The 19484-nt window shown below is 67.6% G+C and carries 16 protein-coding genes; 2 read left to right on the forward strand and 14 right to left on the reverse strand.

What is annotated here, in order from left to right; all coding sequences use genetic code 11:
* The first annotated feature begins 161 nt into the window (after positions 1–161).
* Complete coding sequence (katG, locus tag HCA61_RS21495; protein ID WP_169690226.1) at positions 162–2351, forward strand: catalase/peroxidase HPI; 2190 nt, start codon at positions 162–164, stop codon at positions 2349–2351.
* A 15-nt stretch (positions 2352–2366) separates the two neighbouring features.
* Here the strand turns inward: katG and HCA61_RS21500 are convergent, their stop codons facing one another.
* The 8 genes from HCA61_RS21500 to pafA all read right to left on the reverse strand — a co-directional run bounded on the left by HCA61_RS21500 (position 2367) and on the right by pafA (position 12189).
* Complete coding sequence (locus tag HCA61_RS21500; RefSeq protein ID WP_169690297.1) at positions 2367–3326, reverse strand: serine/threonine dehydratase; 960 nt, start codon at positions 3324–3326, stop codon at positions 2367–2369.
* A 185-nt stretch (positions 3327–3511) separates the two neighbouring features.
* Positions 3512–4426, reverse strand: a complete 915-nt coding sequence (locus HCA61_RS21505; RefSeq protein WP_169690227.1) for a DUF4333 domain-containing protein — start codon at positions 4424–4426, stop codon at positions 3512–3514.
* Between the two features lie 143 nt (positions 4427–4569).
* Complete coding sequence (locus HCA61_RS21510; protein WP_169690228.1) at positions 4570–7296, reverse strand: DEAD/DEAH box helicase; 2727 nt, start codon at positions 7294–7296, stop codon at positions 4570–4572.
* The gene (tatC, locus tag HCA61_RS21515; protein ID WP_169690229.1) at positions 7296–8225 is read right to left on the reverse strand and encodes a twin-arginine translocase subunit TatC; all 930 of its coding nucleotides are present in this window, start codon (positions 8223–8225) and stop codon (positions 7296–7298) included. The genes HCA61_RS21510 and tatC overlap by 1 nt, the downstream gene beginning before the upstream one ends.
* 100 nt (positions 8226–8325) lie before the next feature.
* Positions 8326–8586, reverse strand: coding sequence for a Sec-independent protein translocase subunit TatA (tatA, locus tag HCA61_RS21520; RefSeq protein ID WP_169690230.1), 261 nt, complete (start codon positions 8584–8586; stop codon positions 8326–8328).
* Between the two features lie 135 nt (positions 8587–8721).
* Positions 8722–9696: a YafY family protein gene (locus HCA61_RS21525; RefSeq protein WP_169690231.1), complete on the reverse strand. Its 975-nt coding sequence runs from the start codon at positions 9694–9696 to the stop codon at positions 8722–8724.
* On the reverse strand, positions 9693–10727 hold the full coding sequence (locus HCA61_RS21530; RefSeq protein ID WP_169690232.1) for a YafY family protein: 1035 nt from the start codon (positions 10725–10727) through the stop codon (positions 9693–9695). Before HCA61_RS21530 ends, HCA61_RS21525 begins: the two co-directional genes overlap by 4 nt.
* Before the next feature lie 103 nt (positions 10728–10830).
* Entirely contained in the window at positions 10831–12189 is a 1359-nt protein-coding gene (pafA, locus tag HCA61_RS21535; RefSeq protein ID WP_247274769.1) for a Pup--protein ligase, read from the reverse strand.
* 62 nt (positions 12190–12251) lie between these two features.
* Between pafA and HCA61_RS21540 the strand changes: the two genes are divergently transcribed.
* On the forward strand, positions 12252–13733 hold the full coding sequence (locus HCA61_RS21540) for a phosphatase PAP2 family protein (protein ID WP_346777620.1): 1482 nt from the start codon (positions 12252–12254) through the stop codon (positions 13731–13733).
* On the opposite strand, the gene prcA is transcribed toward HCA61_RS21540, so the two are convergent.
* From prcA to arc, 6 genes are all read right to left on the reverse strand, one after another.
* The gene (prcA, locus tag HCA61_RS21545) at positions 13718–14494 is read right to left on the reverse strand and encodes a proteasome subunit alpha (RefSeq protein WP_169690233.1); all 777 of its coding nucleotides are present in this window, start codon (positions 14492–14494) and stop codon (positions 13718–13720) included. The genes HCA61_RS21540 and prcA overlap by 16 nt on opposite strands.
* Positions 14491–15345, reverse strand: a complete 855-nt coding sequence (gene prcB / locus HCA61_RS21550) for a proteasome subunit beta (RefSeq protein WP_169690234.1) — start codon at positions 15343–15345, stop codon at positions 14491–14493. Before prcB ends, prcA begins: the two co-directional genes overlap by 4 nt.
* Positions 15342–15533, reverse strand: a complete 192-nt coding sequence (locus HCA61_RS21555) for a ubiquitin-like protein Pup (protein ID WP_169690235.1) — start codon at positions 15531–15533, stop codon at positions 15342–15344. The genes prcB and HCA61_RS21555 overlap by 4 nt, the downstream gene beginning before the upstream one ends.
* Positions 15534–15695: 162 nt before the next feature.
* On the reverse strand, positions 15696–17189 hold the full coding sequence (gene dop / locus HCA61_RS21560; RefSeq protein WP_169690236.1) for a depupylase/deamidase Dop: 1494 nt from the start codon (positions 17187–17189) through the stop codon (positions 15696–15698).
* Positions 17190–17199: 10 nt separating this feature from the next.
* Entirely contained in the window at positions 17200–17604 is a 405-nt protein-coding gene (locus HCA61_RS21565; protein ID WP_169690237.1) for a nitroreductase/quinone reductase family protein, read from the reverse strand.
* Between the two features lie 29 nt (positions 17605–17633).
* Positions 17634–19415, reverse strand: a complete 1782-nt coding sequence (gene arc, locus HCA61_RS21570) for a proteasome ATPase (RefSeq protein ID WP_169690238.1) — start codon at positions 19413–19415, stop codon at positions 17634–17636.
* Between the last annotated feature and the right edge of the window lie 69 nt (positions 19416–19484).

Consider the following 19484-nt stretch of genomic DNA (forward strand, 5'->3'; position numbering starts at 1 on the left):
TCCCCAGGACAGGGTCATCATGGAGAGGTGACCCGCTCACGGACCATCGACCGCGGCGCATTTCATGGCCGCGCGAGCCCACTCGGCACGGGCGATCCCGCGTTCACCGAAGCTCTCCGTGAGCACCGTCCCATTCACCGAACACCGGAAGGAATGGCACCGTGTCCAAGAGCGAAAGCGAAAACCCGGCGATCGCGTCCCCCACACCGACAGCGCACCGACCCCGCACGATCCGTGACTGGTGGCCCGACCAACTCGATCTGAGTGTGCTCCGTCCGCAGTCTCCCGCGACCGACCCGATGGGTGTGGACTTCGACTATCCGACCGAGTTCGCGTCCCTCGACGTCGATGCACTCGAACGGGACATCGTCGAGGTGATGACGACGTCGCAACCGTGGTGGCCCGCCGACCACGGCCACTACGGTCCCCTGTTCATCCGGATGAGCTGGCATGCCGCAGGCACCTATCGGATCGCCGACGGTCGCGGCGGCGGTGGCCAGGGCGCACAGCGACTCGCGCCGCTCAACAGCTGGCCGGACAACGCCAGTCTCGACAAGGCGCGACGGTTACTGTGGCCGATCAAGAAGAAGTACGGCAGGAAGATCTCCTGGGCCGACCTGATCATCTTCGCCGGTAACTGCGCCTACGAATCGATGGGTTTCACGACCTTCGGGTTCGGGTTCGGCCGCGAGGACATCTGGGAGCCGGACGAGGTGTACTGGGGTCCGGAGGACACCTGGCTCGGCGACGAACGCTACAGCGGCGAACGGGAACTGGCCGGTCCGCTCGGTGCGGTGCAGATGGGACTGATCTACGTCAATCCCGAAGGCCCCAACGGCACCCCGGACCCGATCGCCGCGGCCGTCGATATCCGCGAAACGTTCGGGCGGATGGCAATGAACGACCTCGAGACCGCCGCGTTGATCGTCGGCGGCCACACCGTCGGCAAGACACACGGCGCCGGCCCCGCCGACCTGGTCGGCCCCGAACCCGAAGCCGCCCCCATCGAACAGCAGGGCCTCGGCTGGAAAAGTGCCTACGGCACCGGGGTCGGTGGTGACGCGATCACCAGCGGTCTGGAAGGTACCTGGACCCCGACCCCCACCTTGTGGGACAACTCGTTCCTCGAAACCCTCTACCGCTACGAGTGGGAGAAGACGACGAGTCCTGCCGGTGCGTTCCAGTGGATTCCGAAGGACGGGGCCGCGACCGATGCGGTGCCCGATGCGCACGACCCGTCGAAACGGCATCCGCCGGTGATGCTCACCACCGATCTATCGTTGCGCTTCGACGAGATCTACGGTCCGATCACCCGCCGCTGGCTCGATCATCCCGAGGAACTCGAGACCGAATTCGGTAAGGCCTGGTACAAACTGCTGCACCGCGACATGGGGCCGATCACTCGCTATCTGGGCCCGCGGATCCCCGAAGCACAAGTGTGGCAGGACCCGGTGCCCGCAGTCGATCACCCGCTCGTCGGCGACGACGAGGTCGCCGCATTGAAGCAGATGATCCTCCACTCGGGGCTGTCGATCCGGCAACTGGTCACCACGGCCTGGGCGGCCGCGGCGAGCTACCGCGGCACCGACAAGCGCGGCGGCGCCAACGGAGCTCGGCTGCGACTCGCCCCGCAGAAAGATTGGGAGGTCAACGAACCGGCCGCCGTGGCGGAGGTCATCGTGGTGCTCGACCGGATCCGGCAGGAATTCGACGACCGGCAGAGCGGGGACACGAAGATCTCACTCGCCGACCTCATCGTCCTCGGCGGATGCGCCGCCGTCGAACAGGCCGCGGTCGCGGCCGGACACGACATCACCGTCCCGTTCACACCGGGACGCACCGATGCCACACAGGAGCAGACCGACGCGGAGTCTTTCGCGGTGCTCGAACCGAAGGCGGACGGATTCCGCAACTATCTGCGGGCCGGCGAGAAACAGCCACCGGAACGGTTGCTCCTCGATCGAGCGAACCTGCTGACCTTGACAGCACCCGAGATGACGGTGCTGCTCGGTGGAATGCGCGTGCTCGACACCGCTCACGGCGGAGCGTCCCACGGGGTGCTGACGGACCGACCCGGAATGTTGACCACCGATTTCTTCGTGACCATCACGGACATGGATATCGAATGGTCCCCCTCGAGCAGCGAGGAGCACATCTACGAGGGACGTGACCGGGTCACCGGCCGGTCCCGAGGAACCGCGACCGCCGTCGATCTCGTCTTCGGATCGCACTCACAGCTGCGCGGTATCGCCGAGGTGTACGCCTGCGACGACGCGCAGCCCCAGTTCGTTCGAGATTTCGTGGCGGCCTGGGACAAGGTGATGAACCTGGATCGGTTCGATGTCGCCTGAGCTCGCGGCGATCGATCAGCCCAGGTCGGAGAGCGCGGTGTTGGCGCCGCAGAGAACCACGCACAGGGTTCGGCCCGCTGTCTCGGTGACCGTCCCGGCCAGAATCGGTGCGAGCGCCGCCGCCGTGCCGTGTTCGACGACAATGCGTAGCTCGTCCCACAACCAGCGTCGCGCGGCGACGATAGCGGCGTCGTCGGCGACGAGACTGCCGATGCGGCCACTGCTCGCCGCAGCCCACGCGAGGTTCCCGATGCGGGTGGCACCGAGCGAATCGGCGGCGATGCTGTCCACCTCGATATCGATCGGTGTTCCCGCGGCCAGCGCATGGTGCAGGGCTGCAGCACCGGTCGGTTCGACGCCGTGGATCACGTCGGTGTCGCGGACACCCGCGGTGATCCCGGCAACCAGGCCCCCACCCCCGACTGCGACAAGACACTCCATGGGCGTGCTTACCTGTTCCGCCAGCTCGAGCGCGATGGTGCCGGCGCCGGCGACGATGTCCGGGAGGTCGTAGGCGTGCAACGTCAACGCACCGAGTTCACCGGCGAGAGTGGCGGCGTGCGCTGCAGCGTCGGCGTAGGACGAACCCATCCGGTGCACCGTCGCGCCGAGCCGCTGCAACCGGTCGAGTTTGGCCTGCGGCACGGTCTCGGGGACGACGACGGTGCACGGGGTGTCCCAGTATCGGGCCGCCCAGGCCGCACCGATCGCAGCGTTGCCGCCCGAAGCGATGAGCACACCCGCGGCGGGCAGCGTGCCGTCGTCGCGGGCGCGCCCGACCGCGTTGAGGCTGCCGCGCACCTTGAACGACCCGCCGTGCTGCAAGTATTCGAGCTTGAACACCACCTCGAGTGGGCCGGTCGGGGTGGGCACCGTCGCCGCTAGGACCGGCGTGCGGTGCACGATCGGGGAGATACGGCGGGCGGCAGCGAGAACGGCCGGTCGGGCGACGGCCGCGAACGACTCGGCTGCCACGTCGGGGGTATCGGGATGAACACTCACCTGTACACAATCCACCCGATCAGCCCGAATTGCACAATCGCGAGCGTAGTCCGCACCGCAAGTCCGTCATCGGGATGGCCTCGGCCGAGAACATCCCGAAGTGCCGGATCCCCGCTCGCTGCAGCAGTGAGCGGGGATCCGAACGAGATGTGGGAGGGTCAGTTCGGGCGGCTGACCTCGTAGGTGCCGTTGTCGTCGGTGAAGGTCAACGTCACCGACCGGTGCTGCCCGTCGACGGTGAGGGTGCATTCGAAGCTTGCCCCGGCCTCGACCTTCTGATCACCCGGGCAGGACACGTCGCCGACCTCCTGAGCGCCGTACGACTCGGTGAGAACCTGCGCCACGCCGGCCTGCGCGGCCTCGGAATCGAGGGTGGTACCGCCGCCGAGTGTCATGAACCCGATCACCACGGCGATCACCACCACGAGCACACCGACGCCGCCGAGGATCAACGGCAGCTTCGAGCGAGTCCCCCCGGGTGTTCCGTCCGGGTTGTGCGGCGGCTGCCACGGTCCGCTACCGGGTTGCTGTTGCTGTTGTCCCCACCCGGGTTGACCTCCCTGCCCGGGGGCCGGCTGCTGCCAGGGTTGTCCGGGCTGTCCCTGCGGGGGCCACTGCTGTCCGCCCATCTGACCCGGCTGCTGTCCGGGCTGTCCCCACCCGGGCTGAGCCGACGGCGTGGTGGGTGCGCCCCAGGGCTGTGGACCGGTGCCCGCAGGGCCAGGGGCACCCCACTGCGGGGCCTGCTGACCCCACTGGTCGTTGGACTGTGGGGTCTGTCCACCGTGTGGTGCGCCCCACGCGGACGCTCCGCCCTGACCGGGCTGTTGTTGCTGTCCCCACTGCTGGTGCGGTTCCTGCCCCCACTGTTGCGTGGGCGCTGCGGACGGGTCACCGGTCGGCGCCCCACCACCCCACTGTTGTGTGGGCGCTGCAGCATCGCCTCCCGGGGCACCCCACTGCGGCGTCGGTGTCTGCGGCGATGCAGTCTCGGCGCCGGACGGGGGCGGGGCCCACGGGTCGCGGGCCTGCTCGTTCCCGTTCGGGTCCTGCGGTTCGTTCGGGCCGGTCATTGTCGCCTCCACTCGGCATCGTTCATAGGTTCAGCGTAATGCTCACCAGCGCTCGGTCCCCCGTGTGGCAGCGGCCGTATCAAATCACACATACCGGACGGGTGGGGAGACCACCCACGTCTCGGCCCCGGCAGCCTGGGCACTCATGCCGCGGTCGCATCGACGGCCACAACCCCGCGACGGATCGCGCCGACCGCCCGTCCCGCCGCCTTCGCCAACGCCGGATCCTGCGCGGTCGTGCGAATCTGATCGAGCAGATCGATCAACTGTCGGCACCACCGCACGAAGTCACCGGGAGAGAGTTCACTGCCCGCGGCGACGGCCGCCAACAGCGACTCGGTCAAAGACGCGGTACCCGCCCAAGTGTAGGCAGCAGAGACGAACCCGAAATCCGGTTCGCGGGTCGTCGGCAACCGATGACGCAGCTCATCGGCCCGCAGCATGTCACACAGCTGTACCGTGTCGGCCAACGCCCGCCGGATCGGGCCGGTGGGGCCCCGCACCTCCGGCACATCATCGCCACGGGACTCGAAGATCACCGTCGAGACGACCGCGGCGAGCTCCGCCGGCGACAGCCCCGCCCACACCCCGGTACGCAGACACTCGGCGACCAACAGATCCGATTCGGTGTAGATCCGGGCGAGCCGTTCCCCCGCCTCGGTCGTCGCCGGATCGTCCCCACCGGTCAGGTAGCCGCGCTCCGACAGCAACAACACGATCCGCTCGAACGTGCGCGCCAACGAATCGGTGGTCGCCGCCGTCTTGCGTCGCTGATGCTCGGTGTCGCGCAACAGCCGGTTGTAGCGTTCCCCGACCCGCGCCAACGCCTCCACCTCCGGGTTCGCCCGCGCCGGATGCGTGCGCAGCGCGCGGCGCAACGCGTCGATCTCGCGGGTGTCGCCGCCGCTGCGGGACCGTTTCGCTCGACGCGGAGGCACCAGACCCTTCGACCGCAACGCCGACGAGATGTCCCGCCTGCCGCGCCCGGTCCGCGGATCGGCGTGCCGCGGCAACTTCAAGCGTCCCACCACGACCGCGGGGGTGGGGAAGTCTCCCGCCGAGAGCCGCCCCGCCCAGCCGTTGGCGGTCACCACGTAGGGACGTGGATCGGTGACATCATGATCCGGGTCGATGATCACCGCCAGCCCGGTGCGCCGCCCCGCCGGAACCGCGACGATCTCCCCGGGGCGCAACGCCACCAGCGACGCGACCGACGCCTGCCGCCGATCCTGCCGCTTCTTCCGTTCGTGCTGTCGCTCGGCGTCGGTCAGATCGGCCCGTAACCGCACGTAATCGAAGATCTCGCTGTCGGCGCCGCCGAGCTGCTCGCGCATCTTCGCCAGCTGCTTCTCGTTGCGTTCGATGCCGCGGGTGGCGCCGACGACCGACTTGTCGGCCTGGAACTGCGCGAACGACATCTCGAGCAGCGCGCGGGACCGCGCCACCCCGACCGCATCGATCAGGTTGACCGCCATGTTGTACGACGGGCGGAACGAACTGCGCAGCGGGAAGGTACGCGTCGAGGCCAGCCCCGCGACAGCGGCCGGCTCCACACCCGGCTGCCACAACACCACCGCGTGGCCCTCGACGTCGATACCGCGACGGCCGGCCCGCCCGGTGAGCTGCGTGTACTCGCCGGGGGTCAGTTCCGCGTGGGTTTCCCCGTTGTACTTGACCAACCGTTCGAGCACCACCGTGCGGGCGGGCATGTTGATGCCCAAGGCGAGGGTTTCGGTGGCGAACACCGCCCGCACCAGACCGCGCACGAACAGTTCTTCGACGGTGTGCCGGAACGCAGGCAACATTCCCGCGTGATGCGCGGCGATACCGCGCTCGAGGGCGGTGCGCCACGACGCGAACCCCAACACCTCGAGGTCGGCGCGCGGCAACTCGCGGGTGTGTTCGGTGACGATCCGCCGGATCTCGGCGGCCTCGTCGTCGGTGGTCAGATGCAACCCGGACCGCAGGCACTGGGACACCGCGGCGTCGCAGCCGGCGCGGGAGAACACGAAGGTGATCGCGGGCAGCAACCCTTCGGCGTCGAGGCGGACGATCACATCGGGTCGGGGAATCGGCCGGAAGGTGCTGCGTCCGCGCGCCTGCCACCGATCGCCGTCGATGCTTGCGCGGCGCCGTACCTGGGCTGCCAGTTCCGGATCCACCACGACCCCGCGGCGTCGCTCTGCTGCGGGAATATCGGTGGGTTCGGCGCGGGTATCGAACAGGTCGTAGAGGCGGGGCCCGACCATCATGTGCTGATGCAACGGGATGGGGCGCACCTCGTCGACGACGACCGCCGTGTCGCCTCGCACCGTGGTCATCCAGTCACCGAACTCCTCGGCGTTGGACACCGTCGCGGACAGGCTCACCAGCCGCACATCGTCGGGCAGGTGCAGGATCACCTCTTCCCACACCGCACCTCGGAATCGGTCGGCGAGGAAATGAACTTCGTCCATCACCACGTGGCTGAGCCCGATCAGGGTCGGCGACGACGCATACAGCATGTTGCGCAGGACCTCGGTGGTCATCACCACCACCGGCGCGTTCGGATTGATCGACTGGTCGCCGGTGAGCAACCCCACCTGTTCCTTACCGTGCCGGGCGCACAGGTCGGCGTATTTCTGGTTGCTCAGCGCCTTGATCGGGGTGGTATAGAAGCATTTTGTGCCGGCCTGGATTGCCAGGTGCACCGCGAACTCCCCGACGACGGTCTTGCCCGCGCCGGTGGGGGCGCACACCAACACCGAGTGCCCGCCCTCGAGCGCGCGGCATGCCTGCTGCTGGAACGGATCGAGGGGGAACGGCAGGCCGGACGCGAACATCGTCAACTGGGGCGCGGCCTCGGCCGGCGACCTGTCGGGGGTGTCCATCACAGGGTGTCGGAATAGTCGGGGGCGGCCGGGGTCGGTTTCTCGACCGGGGTCGGGGCCGCAATGGACGAACTTTCCTCGTCGTCGAGGTCGCCCCAGCCTTCGTCCCGGGCCTTGCGGGCGCGGCGCCTGTCGTTCAGGCGCGCGATCTGGATGGAGAACTCGACCAGGAGCGTCAACGCCAACGCCAACGCCAACATCGAGAACGGGTCCTGTCCGGGGGTGGCGATCGCCGCGAACACGAACACCGCCATGATCAGGCCACGCCGCCACGCCTTGAGCTTCTCGTACGACAGCATCCCCACCGCGTTGAGTGCGACGAGCACCAACGGAATCTCGAACGACACCCCGAAGATCACCAGCAGGTTGATCATGAATCCGAAGTACTCGGAACCGGACAGCGCGGTGACCTGCACATCGTTGCCGACGGTCAACAGGAACGACAACGCGTGGGTGACGACCAGATACGCCAGGACCGCACCGGCGACGAACAACGCCGCGCCGGAAGTGACGAACCCGACGGCATACCGGCGTTCCTTCGCGTAGAGACCGGGGGTGATGAACGCCCACAGTTGGTAGAGCCACACCGGGCAGGCGAGCACCACACCGGCGGTGGCCGCGACCTTCAATCGCAGCATGAATTGTTCGAACGGGCCGGTGGCCAGCAGATAGCATCCGCCGTCACTGCTGAAATCGGCGCGCGCGGACGCGGGCAGCGAACAGTACGGATCGAGCAGGATCGCACCGAGACTCGACGTGCCGAACGGGCCGTGGCTGTACCAGAAGAACCCGACGATGGTAGTCACGATCACCGCGGCAACGGCGATGAGTAACCGCGTGCGCAGCTCGTAGAGATGCTCGACCAGCGACATGTTGCCGTCGGGGTTTGTCTTGCGCCGACTGCGGCGTGGATCGAACGGGATTCGCACGGTGCGGGTCTCAGCTCCTGTCAGGGCCACCACCGCGGTGGGGGCACTGGGTCAGCGGAAACCGGGACACCCGGCGGGTGCCCCGGTGGGGAGAAGTCGATCAGGCCGACCGCTGGTCGGGCTGCGTCACATTCTGGGCCGACACCTGGGTCGGCTCGGTCACCGTCGGCGCCGGCAACGGGTTCGGCGTCGGCTGAGCGGGCGTCGGAGCGTCGTCGTTCTGCATCTCCTTGACCTCACTCTTGAAGATCCGGAGCGAACGGCCCAGACCGCGCGCGGCATCCGGCAGCTTCTTCGAGCCGAACAAGATGATGACCACCAACGCGACGATGGCCCAGTGCCACGGGCTCATTGCACCCATTTACAACCTCCACTGATTGGCTCTGCACGATGCTACCGGACAGCAGTACATCGGCGGTCCCGAGAACACTGTTCGACGCAGTGTTTGCACAGCGTTCACATCGCGGTCGTGTCATTCCCGCGGTGGTTCTGTGAGTCACACCGAGGGGGCGTCACCGAGCGCGGCGTAGGCGTCGAGCGCGGTCACCGCCCGCTCCCGGACCGCGTCACGCAGAGGACCCGGACCGAGCACGGTCACGCCCGCGCCGAGCCCCACCACCAGACGCACCAGCCACTCCGGCGACGCGAACCGCAACACCGCCTCGCAACTGCCGTCGGGAAGCACCACCGCGTCGGTGAGCGGATAGTAGTCGAGCAGCCAAGAGTAGGACGGGGCGATCCGCAACCGTGCGGCCGGAAGGGAGGGATCTCCCGCGAACAACTCGAGGTGCTCGTCGACGTCGAGTGACTGCTGCGGGGGTCGTGCGGGTTCGTCGAGGACCCGTGCCTCGTCGATCCGGTCGAAGCGGAACAGCCGCACCCCTTCAGCCGTGCGGCACCACGCCTGCAGATAGGTGTGTTCGTCGACGAGCACGATGCGGATCGGATCGACGTCGCGTTCGGAGACGGTGTCGCGGGACGCCGAATAGTAGGTCAGATGGACCGCTCGCCTGTCCCGGACTGCATCCCGCACCCGCGCCGCGACGGGATCGTCGGGAACCGGGGCGATCGCGGTCTCGGGTCCGGCCGCAGCGCTTCCGGCGGCGGCCTCGATCTTGGCGATGGCGCTCTGCGCCGCCGTCGGATCGACCACTCCGGGCATCTCGAGCAACGACCGCAGTGCCACGAGCAGCACCGTCGCCTCGGTGGAGGTCAACCGCAGTGGCCGGTCGATACCCGCGGTGAAGGTCACCACGATGCTTTCCTCGGAGAACGACAGGTCGATCAGATCGCCGGGACCGTAGCCGGGCAGCCCGCACACCCACAGCTGATTGAGATCGTCCATGATCTGTTTCGGGGTGACCCCCAGATCACGGGCGGCAGCGGCCGCGCTGATCCCGGGGCGCGCAGTGAAATACGGCACCAGATTCAGCAGGCGGGTCAATCGCCCCGCCAGTCGAGTACTGCTCACCGCTGTTCCTCCCCCACCGTCTCCTCGCCCGCGCTCTCGCCGGCTACTGTCGCTTCACCTGCCGCAACCTGTGTCAGGATCCGGCGGACCTCGTCGCGCAACTCGGGTGGGTCGAGCACCAACGCGTCGGCGCCCTGCCCCGCGAGGGTACGGGCGATCCAGGCTCCGGCGCGCAGCGGCACCTCGACCACACTGCCTGCGCGACCACCGACCTGTCGAGAACCCACGTCACGGCCGAGTCGGCGTACCTCGTATGCGCGCCCGGCAGCCACCCACACCCGCGCCGTCCCGGTCACATCGCCGGGGCGGGTCGCGGCAAGCACCCGGGCCCGCAGATCCACCTGCTCGGGGATCTGCACCGCACCCGACGCACCGACCACAGTGACCTCATCGGAGATCCGCGACAGACGGAAGGTGCGAATCGCGTCCCGGTCCCGGTCGTGCCCCACCAGGTACCAGCGGCCGTGCACCGTCACCACACCCCACGGCTCGACCGTGCGCAGTGTCCACGGGTCGGTGGGCGCGCTGCGATGCTCGAACTGCACGGCCTGCCGCTCGTCGATCGCAGCGAGCAACTTCTGCAAGGCCGGTTCGGAGCCGCGGGCCCGCGCCGGGATCGTCGCGACCGTGCCCGCCGGGTCGGCGTCGACCTGCACTCCCGCGGCCCGCAACTTGAGCAACGCGCCCTGCGCCGCCGACGTCAACTCCGGTGATTCCCACAACGCGGCAGCGACCGCGACCGCCGCGGTCTCTTCCCGGCTCAAGTCGATCTCCGGCAACGCGTAGGCGTCCCGGTTGATCCGATAGCCCTCGACCGTCGAATACCGCGACGCCAACCCTGTCTCGAGGGGAATCCCGAGGTCGCGGAGTTCATTCTTGTCGCGTTCGAACATGCGGCTGAACGCCTCGTCGCTCGCGCACTCCGCGTAGCCCGCCACCGACGCCCGGATCTTCTCCGCGGTGAGGAACTGACGGGTCGACAGCAACGCGATGACCAGGTTGACCAACCGTTCGACTTTCGAGATCGCCACGGGCCAACCCTAATGCCCCCGGCGTCCGGTCGCCCCGCGCCCATCCCACCATGGCCGGGACGCGCGGGCGGAGCAACCGCCCTGCAGGTGGTCGCGAGTGCCGCTACATCGAAGCGATGAGCCGCTCGACCCGTTCGTCGACGGACCGGAACGGGTCCTTGCACAACACGGTGCGCTGCGCCTGATCATTGAGCTTGAGGTGTACCCAGTCGACGGTGAAATCGCGGCCCGCCTCCTGCGCCGCCGCGATGAAGTCGCCACGCAACTTCGCGCGGGTGGTCTGCGGCGGCGTCTCCACCGCCCGATCCACCGCCTCGTCGGTGGTCAACCGTGTCGCCAATCCTTTGCGCTGTAACAGGTCGAACACACCACGACCGCGTTTGATGTCGTGATACGCCAGATCCAGCTGCGCGATCTTCGGATCCGACAACTCCATGCTGTAGCGATCCTGGTACCGCTGGAACAGTTTACGTTTGATCACCCAATCGACCTCGGTGTCGACTTTCGCGAAATCCTGCGATTCGACGGCATCGAGCACTCGACCCCACAGGTCCACCACCTGCGCCACATGCGCGTCCGGCTCGCGGTGCCGCAGATACTCCACCGCCCGCGCATGGTATTCGCGTTGAATGTCGAGAGCGCTGGCCTGCCGCCCGCCGGCCAGACGCACCGGGCGCCGCCCGGTCATATCGTGACTGACCTCCCGGATCGCACGAATCGGATTGTCCAACGCGAAATCGCGGAACGAGATCCCGGCCTCGATCATCTCGAGCACCAACGACGCCGACCCCACCTTGAGCATCGTCGTGGTTTCCGACATGTTCGAATCGCCCACGATCACATGCAGCCGGCGATACTTCTCGGCATCGGCGTGTGGCTCGTCGCGGGTGTTGATGATCGGCCGCGACCGCGTCGTTGCCGACGACACCCCTTCCCAGATGTGTTCGGCACGCTGCGACAAACAGAACGTGGCCGCCTTCGGTGTCTGCAGTACCTTCCCGGCCCCGCAGATCAACTGCCGTGTCACCAGGAACGGCAACAACACATCGGAGATCCGCGAGAACTCCCCGACGCGGGCCACCAAGAAATTCTCGTGACACCCGTACGAATTCCCGGCCGAATCGGTGTTGTTCTTGAACAGGTAGATGTCGCCGCCGATACCTTCCTCGGCGAGACGTTCCTCCGCATCGACGAGCAGATCCTCGAGCACCCGCTCCCCCGCATGATCGTGCTCCACCAACTGAAGCAGATCGTCGCACTCGGCAGTCGCGTACTCCGGGTGGGAACCCACATCGAGATACAGGCGTGCCCCGTTCCGAAGGAACACATTCGAGCTGCGACCCCACGACACCACCCGCCGGAACAGATAGCGGGCCACCTCGTCCGGGCTCAACCTGCGATGCCCGTGGAAGGTGCACGTGACGCCGAACTCCGTCTCGATACCCATGATTCGTCGCTGCACACTTCGACAGTACCGCGCACACACAACACCGAGGGGGCGCAACGCATCTAGAGTTCCCAGCTGTGACCTTCCGTCGACGCGCCCGCGAAGCCGACCATGCGCTCTTCGCGCTCACCGACCGTGTCCCCACGGCCGTCGACCCGCTTTTCCGGCGGCTCACCCGCAGCGCCGACCACAGTGTGCTGTGGATGGGCTGCGCCGCCCTGTGCGTCCTGTGCGGCGGTCGTGTCCGCCGCGGCGCGGTCCGCGGATTGGCATCCGTGGCCGGGGCCAGCGCCCTGGCCAACGGCCTCCTCAAACCACTGTTGCCACGCCGACGACCACCGGCCCGCACCGACCCGCGATTCGCGCGGCGTCTCGTGCCGATCCCGACGTCCTCGTCGTTCCCGTCCGGACATTCCGCCTCTGCGGCAGCATTCGTCACGGGCGTCGCCCTGGAATCACCGGCCGCGGGCGCGGCACTGGCCCCCCTCGCGGCCGCCGTCGCCTATTCGCGCGTGCACACCGGGGTGCATTGGCCCGGCGACGTGGCCGTCGGCGCTGTCGTCGGCGCCGCGGTCGCGCTGTCCACCCGCCGCTGGTGGGCGGTGCGCGCGGACGAACCTGCCCGCGCCGACACCGCCGCTGACGCCCCTGCCCTGCCCGACGGTCGCGGACTGCTGGTGGTGGTCAACCCACGGTCGGGCAGCAGCGACGCCACCGCCGCAGCCTTGGCCGATCTGCTCCCCCGGGCGCGCATCGAACTGCTCGACCCCGACACCGACCTCGGTCCGCACCTCGACCGGCTCATCGCCGAGGCTCACCCCTCGGCGGTGGGGGTGTGTGGCGGGGACGGCACCGTCGCGACAGTCGCCGCCGCCGCGCACCGCCATGCACTGCCACTTGCGGTCTTCCCCGGCGGCACCCTCAACCATTTCGCGGTGGACGTCGGGGCCCGCACCGCCGCTGACACCGCGCACGCGGTCACCAGCGGCCAGGCAGCGCGCATCGACCTCGGGACGGTCACCATCACCGGTCCCCGAGGCCACAGCGACCGGCTCTTCCTCAATACCGCCAGTCTCGGCGGCTACCCGGATGCGGTGCGGCTCCGGGAAACATGGGAGCCGCGCATCGGGAAATGGCCGGCAGCGGCCGCCGCGATGATCGCGGTGCTCGCTACCGCCGCTCCCATCCGAGCACACGTGGACGGCACCGAGACCGCACTGTGGTTGCTGTTTGCCGGCAACGGCTGCTACCGGCCCACCGACCAAGTGCCCATGTCCCGGATCGCGCTCGACGCAGGCACCCTCGATGTGCGCTACCTGCGCGCGGATCGACGCTGGTCCCGCCTTCGACTGTTGTTCGCCGCAGCAACGGGCACCCTCGGGGCCAGCAGCGTCTACCGGCAGCGCGATGTCACCTCCGTGTCCGTGCGCCTCGACGGTCCGCCGGTCGCGTCGGCCACCGACGGTGAGGTCAACGCCGATGGCACTGCCTTCGAGATGAAGGCGGTGCCATCAGCACTGACCGTGTATCGGCTACCGGATTCTCAGCTCGTCCCCTGATCGGTACCGTCCCCGGCGTCCGGAGCGTCCTGCGTCGCCGCCGGGGGCGACGCGGCGGGCAGCAGCGCGTCGAGGGCGGCACCGGAGATACGGCGAAACGCACGCCGTGGCCGGGACCGCTCGAGCACGGCTACCTCCAGCTCACCGCGACCGAGGACCCGGCCCGCAGTGTCCGACCCCGTGGAGGTGCCCTTCTGCAGCGCAGACACCGCCACCTGCACAGCGTCCGCCAATCCCAGACCCGGACGGTACGACTCGCGGACCGCCGCCAGGATCGGCTCGGTGCTGCCCCCCATCACCACGAACTGCGGCTCGTCGACGATCGACCCGTCATAGGTGATGCGATACAGCTGCGCCGACCCGGTGTCGCCGGCCTGCCCGACCTCCGCGACACAGATCTCCACCTCGTACGGCTTCGGCTGATCGGTGAAGATCGTCCCGAGGGTCTGCGCGTACGCATTCGCCAGCGACCGACCTGTCACATCACGCCGATCGTACGAATACCCGAGCATGTCGGCGCGCATGATCCCGGAGCGCCGCAACGCCTCGAACTCGTTGTACTTGCCGACCGCAGCGAATCCGAGCCGGTCGTACAATTCACTGATCTTGTGCAGCGCCTTCGACGGATTCTCCGCCACGAACACCACACCGTCCGCGTAGATCAACGCGATCACACTGCGGCCCCGGGCAATGCCCTTACGAGCCAACTCCGAACGATCCCGCATGATCTGCTCGGCGGACGCGTAATACGGCAACGTCATCGGGCATCTCCTGCCGTACGGTCGACCACGATTGCCTGCGCCAACTCGGCCAGGTCCGCTTCCGGGACCACCATCGCTCCCGCCGCGGTGACCGACACCGCAGTCGGGTAGATCCCGCGGGTCGTGTCCGGACCTCCGGTAGCCGAATCATCATCGGCGGCGTCGTACAACGCCTCGACAGCGATGCGCAGCGCCGCTGCCGCATCCGCGTCGGCGCGATAGAGCTTCTTGAGCGCCGACTTCGCGAACACCGACCCGGACCCCACGGCGTGATACCCCGCGCGTTCCTCGTAGCGGCCCCCGACCACGTCGTACGACACGATCCGCCCCGCCCGACGCGGGTCCGCTGCATCCACATCGAACCCGACCAGCAACGGCACCACCGCAAGACCCTGCATGGCCGCACCGAGATTGCCCCGCACCATCGACGCCAGCCGATTCGCTTTGCCGTCGAAGGTCAGCGACACACCCTCGATCTTCTCGTAATGCTCGAGCTCGACCGCGAACAACCGCACCATCTCCACGGCCAAACCCGCGGTACCGGCGATACCCGCCGCCGAATACGCGTCGGTGACGAACACCTTCTCCACGTCCCGGGACGCGATCATGTTGCCCATCGTGGCCCGCCGATCACCGGCCAGAATCACCCCACCGTCGAACGTGACCGCCACGATCGTCGTGCCGTGCGGTGCGAGCTCACCGGCACTGCCCAGCTCACGTGCGAACCGGTTCTCCGGCAACAACTCCGGCGCATACGCCCGCAAGTGGTCGGTGAACGACGACAGAGGTGACGCGAGGTGCAGGCGCCCCTGCACCTCGCGGTAAGGAAGCGAGGATCTGTCCGCTGTCACTGGCCACCCTTCTGCACATACGCCCGGACGAAGTCCTCCGCATTCTCCTCGAGCACATCATCGATCTCATCGAGGAGATCGTCGGTCTCCGAGGCCAGCTTCTCGCGGCGTTCCTGACCCGCACCGCCGTCGCCGGTCACCTCGTCGTCGTCTCCGCCGCCACCGCGTGTGGTCTGCTCCTGCGCCATAGCCGCGACCTCCTCCTGTACTCGAGTGGCACACGACCCCGGTCGGCGACCGGCCGCACGCCACGACATCGATCTCCACACTACCGAGCAGACGCCCCCGCGCGTGGCGTCCCGGCGCGTGTCGCCGGCCCACCACCGCACTGCCGCGGCAGGATCCGACGGTCAGTGCGTGAGCTGATCGACCAGTTCCGCCGCCGACTGCGCCGACTCGAGCAACTGCCCGACATGCGCGCGGCTGCCCCGCAACGGCTCGAGAGTGGGAATCCGTACCAGCGATTCCCCGCCGAGATCGAAGATCACCGAATCCCACGAGGCCGCCGCGATATCAGCACCGAACCGGCGCAGACACTCACCACGGAAATACGCGCGGGTGTCTGCCGGCGGTGTGTGTACCGCATCGAGCACCTGTTGTTCGGTGACCAGACGTTGCATCGACCCGCGGGCCACGAGCCGGTTGTAGAGCCCCTTGTCGAGACGCACATCCGAATACTGCAGATCCACCATGTGCAGCCGCGGCGCCGACCAGGCCAGACTCTCCCGCTGCCGGAACCCTTCGAGCAGCCGCAGCTTCGCGGGCCAGTCCAGCAGATCTGCGCATTCCATCGGGTCCCGCTCGAGCAGATCGAGCACCATCGCCCACTTGTCGAGCACATCGACGACCCGTGCATCGTCGGTGCCGTCATGGAACTTCGCGGCCCGCTCGTGATAGAGCCGCTGCAACGCCAAACCCGTGACCTCCCGGCCATCGGACAATGCCACCGTTTTGCGCAGCGTCGGATCGTGACTGATGTGGTGCACCGCGGTGACCGGCCGCGCCAACTGCAGATCCGACAGATCGATGCCCGCTTCGATGAGATCGAGCACCAACGCCGTCGTGCCGACCTTCAGGTACGTCGACATCTCCGCCAGGTTCGCGTCACCGATGATCACATGCAGACGCCGATACTTGTCGGGGTCGGCGTGCGGTTCGTCGCGGGTATTGATGATGCCGCGCTTGAGGGTGGTCTCCAACCCGACCTCGACCTCGATGTAGTCGGCGCGCTGCGACAGCTGGAATCCGGGTTCGTCCCCGGACTGGCCGATCCCCACCCGCCCGGACCCGCAGATCACCTGCCGTGACGCGAAGAACGGCGTCAAGCCCGCCACCACCGCCGAGAACGGAGTGTCCCGCGCCATCAGGTAGTTCTCGTGCGTGCCGTAGGAGGCGCCCTTGCCGTCGACGTTGTTCTTGTACAACTGCAGGCGCGGCGCCCCGGGCACACTCGACACGTGCCTGGCTGCGGCCTCCATCACCCGCTCGCCGGCCTTGTCCCAGATCACCGCATCGAGTGGATCGGTGACCTCCGGCGCCGAGAATTCGGGATGCGCATGATCGACATACAGCCGTGCCCCGTTGGTGAGGATCATGTTGGCCGCGCCGACCTCATCGGCATCGATCACCGGGGCAGGCCCGTTGAAACGCCCCAGATCGAAGCCACGGGCATCCCGCAACGGTGACTCCACCTCGTAGTCCCAGCGGGTCCGCTTCGCGCGCGGCACCCCTGCCGCCGCCGCATACGCCAGCACCGCCTGGGTGGATGTGAGGATGGGGTTCGCTGTGGGGTCACTGGGCGACGAAATCCCGTACTCGACCTCGATACCGATGATCCGCTGCATACCGTCGAGACTAGGTGATCGACGAGTCCGCGCCAGCGCGGCAGGCCACGCAATCCAGATAGCTCGGCGCATCGATCCACCGCAGCACCGCCGCGACCGGCCACGGCGCCCACCCGGCGCGCGGGTCCTCACCGATCGTCGGCTCGGACACCGGCACTCGCCGACCACGGGTGAGCATCACCGCGTCCCCGGCAACCCGCACATTGCGCACCCAATCGGTGTCGGTGCCGTACGTCAACGCCACCCGGAAACGCGGCCCGTCGGTGAACAGCAACACCGGGGTCCGGTACCGCCGCCCGGATCGGCGACCGCGATGCTCGACGACGCCGGTGCCCGGCAGATACCGGGCCACCGGCGTCGCGATCCGGTTGGTGACCACCCGATTGGCTCGGGCCAATGCGCGTGGCAACGGCATGACACGCCCCTGTGCCGGAGTAGCTGCCGCTACAGGTACTGGCCGGTGTTCGATTCGGTGTCGATCGCGCGACTCGTACTCGCGTTCTTGCCTGTCACCAGCGTGCGGATGTACACGATCCGCTCGCCCTTCTTCCCGGAGATCCGCGCCCAGTCGTCGGGGTTGGTGGTGTTGGGCAGATCCTCGTTCTCGGCGAACTCGTCGACGATCGAATCGAGCAGATGCTGTACCCGCAGACCGTTGGTGCCCGTGTCCAGCACCGCCTTGATCGCGTACTTCTTCGCGCGGTCGACGATGTTCTGGATCATCGCGCCCGAGTTGAAGTCCTTGAAATACAGGACCTCCTTGTCGCCGTTCGCGTAGGTGACCTCCAGGAACCGGTTCTCCTCCGACTCGGCGTACATCCGATCGACGACCCGCTCGATCATCGCCCGCACACACGCCGACCGATCGCCCCCGAACTCGGCGATGTCATCGGCGTGCACCGGCAACTGCTCGGTCAGGTACTTCGAAAAGATGTCCAGCGCCGCCTCCGCGTCGGGGCGCTCGATCTTGATCTTCACGTCGAGCCGGCCGGGGCGCAGGATCGCCGGGTCGATCATGTCCTCACGGTTGGACGCACCGATGACGATGACGTTCTCGAGGCCCTCCACACCATCGATCTCGCTGAGCAACTGCGGCACGACCGTCGTCTCCACGTCCGAAGACACACCCGAACCGCGGGTACGGAAAATCGAATCCATCTCGTCGAAGAACACGATCACCGGGGTACCCTCGGACGCCTTCTCCCTGGCGCGCTGGAAGATCATCCGGATGTGCCGCTCAGTTTCACCGACAAACTTGTTGAGCAACTCCGGGCCCTTGATGTTGAGGAAGAAAGACTTGGCTTCCTTCGAATCCTCCCCGCGGGCCTCGGCGATCTTCTTCGCCAGCGAATTCGCGACCGCCTTCGCGATGAGCGTCTTTCCGCACCCCGGCGGCCCGTACAGCAACACACCTTTCGGCGGCCGCAGCGCATACTCGTGGAACAGGTCCTTGTGCAGGAACGGCAACTCGACCGCATCGCGAATCTGCTCGATCTGCCGACCCAGACCACCGATATCGCCGTAGTCGACATCCGGCACCTCTTCGAGCACCAGATCCTCGACCTCGGCCTTCGGGATCCGTTCGAACGCGTACCCGGCCTTGCTGTCGACCAGCAACGAATCACCCGGCCGCAATGTGAACCGGTCACCGTTCTCGTCGGTGACCTCTTCGACCGACGAATCGAGAGTGCGGGCCGCGATCTGCGCAAGCGGCGCCGACAGCCACACCACTCGTTCCTCGTCGGCGTGCCCGACCACCAGCGCGCGGCGCCCGTCGTCGAGCAGTTCGCGCAGTGTGGTGATCTCGCCGACGCGTTCGAACCCACCGACCTCGACCACCGTCAATGCCTCGTTCAGACGCACCGTCTGCCCGGTCCGGAACGAGTCGATCTCCAGATTCGGTGACACCCCCACCCGCATCTTGCGACCCGAGGTGAACACGTCGACGGTGCTGTCCTCGAATGCCTCGAGCAGCACCCCGTATCCGCTGGGCGGTTGACCGAGACGATCGACCTCCTCGCGCAGCGTGAGCAACTGCTGACGTGCCTCCTTGAGGGTCTCGAGCAGTTTCCCGTTCCGTACCGTGACCGACTCGAGCCTCGATTCGAGGTCGCGGACACGGTCGGACGGTTCGGTGAGCCTGGTCCGGAGGGCGACCACCTCGGCGCGCAGTTCTTCGAGTTCCCGTGCGGCAGCACCCGAGTCCGGATTCTCTGACGAGGTCATGTGCGACTCCCTCCACTTGGTCATTCCACGCTACCGGCAGTTCGCCGAAAGCGGGTGGCGACACGAAAT

This window comes from Rhodococcus sp. HNM0563, from assembly GCF_012726195.1.
Taxonomy (GTDB): Bacteria; Actinomycetota; Actinomycetes; order Mycobacteriales; family Mycobacteriaceae; genus Rhodococcus.

Coding starts and splice junctions, on each gene's coding strand:
- HCA61_RS21505 (WP_169690227.1), bottom strand. CDS start 4,426: ATGACCGGCCCGAACGAACCGCAGGACCCGAACGGGAACGAGCAGGCC.
- HCA61_RS21510 (WP_169690228.1), bottom strand. CDS start 7,296: ATGGACACCCCCGACAGGTCGCCGGCCGAGGCCGCGCCCCAGTTGACG.
- tatA (WP_169690230.1), bottom strand. CDS start 8,586: ATGGGTGCAATGAGCCCGTGGCACTGGGCCATCGTCGCGTTGGTGGTC.
- prcA (WP_169690233.1), bottom strand. CDS start 14,494: ATGACGTTGCCGTATTACGCGTCCGCCGAGCAGATCATGCGGGATCGT.
- HCA61_RS21555 (WP_169690235.1), bottom strand. CDS start 15,533: ATGGCGCAGGAGCAGACCACACGCGGTGGCGGCGGAGACGACGACGAG.
- dop (WP_169690236.1), bottom strand. CDS start 17,189: ATGCAGCGGATCATCGGTATCGAGGTCGAGTACGGGATTTCGTCGCCC.
- HCA61_RS21565 (WP_169690237.1), bottom strand. CDS start 17,604: ATGCCGTTGCCACGCGCATTGGCCCGAGCCAATCGGGTGGTCACCAAC.
- arc (WP_169690238.1), bottom strand. CDS start 19,415: ATGACCTCGTCAGAGAATCCGGACTCGGGTGCTGCCGCACGGGAACTC.